Origin of the sequence: Massilia mucilaginosa (genome assembly GCF_011682145.1) — a bacterium.
Classification (GTDB): Bacteria; Pseudomonadota; Gammaproteobacteria; order Burkholderiales; family Burkholderiaceae_D; genus Telluria_A; species Telluria_A mucilaginosa.
Map to the genome: position 1 here is coordinate 1 of NZ_WHJH01000165.1, position 931 is coordinate 931.

The 931-nt window shown below is 48.3% G+C and carries 1 protein-coding gene; it reads right to left on the bottom strand.

Annotation, left to right across the window (positions count from 1 at the left end; translation table 11 throughout):
• Positions 1 to 182: 182 nt before the first annotated feature.
• Positions 183 to 524 (bottom strand): hypothetical protein, encoded by a 342-nt coding sequence (locus tag F2P45_RS34290; protein WP_166882671.1) that lies wholly within the window; start codon positions 522 to 524, stop codon positions 183 to 185.
• Positions 525 to 931: the final 407 nt, after the last annotated feature.

A 931-nucleotide genomic window follows, 5' to 3' on the forward strand; every position in this document is an offset into this window, starting at 1 on the left:
GAACAGGACCGTGAAACGATTTTACGCCGATGATAGTGCTGCAACCAGTGTGAAAGTAGGTCATCGTCAGGCTAGTTATAAGAAGAAAACCCCGCAGAAATGTGGGGTTTTTTTTCGTCCGCGTTTTTGTTGGGAGGCTGCCAGGTGATCCGTGAGATCCTGGCGAGAGGGCATGAGCGAGCCTATTTCACGATCGTCAGCTGCTTCACGATTTCAACACGGTCATCAGCGTCAGGGCCGGCGATGCGACCGCGGTTACGTTCAATTTTGTACTCCAATATTACTTTAGTCCCTTTGAATTTTTTCTTCAGAGAGTAGCCCCCGTGTTCGTCGTTGTCCTCCTCCAGGACTTGGTCGCATACGTCCGTCACGCAGTAGGCATGGAACTCTTTGCCATCGGCGGTGCGGATATTCACCCCTTTGTTGTCGCTACCGCCGCCGCCATTCAGTTTTCCGGAAATGGTTGTGGCAAATACTGCGTGGGGCAGGGCAAGTAGCACAGCAAAGAGATAAGGTCGTTTCATGTCAGTCTTTCTGGCAAATAAGTATCAAGATGTCCATTATTGCAGACATAAACGCTATCTCAGCAGGAAGCCCAACAAATTCCTTGCTAGTGAGTAGCGTCTTTGCTATAGTTCGCCTCCCCGCTGAAGCGCTAGCGAAATCAAGTAGTTGCAGGACAGTCCAGGGGCGTTTCGAAAGAAGCGAAGTAACAAAAAGAGGTTGACGAGAAACGCGAAACACTGCATAATCTCACCTCTCTGCTGCAACGAACACAACGCTTCGTGCCATGCGGCAAGATAGAATACCGAACAAGTTCTTTAACAATTAACAGTCGATAAGTGTGGGCGTTTGATGAAGGTGCCAACAGAGCGCAAGCGATGTTGAATACTTAAATTATCAAATGTTCACAAAAAAGAAATATAGGCGC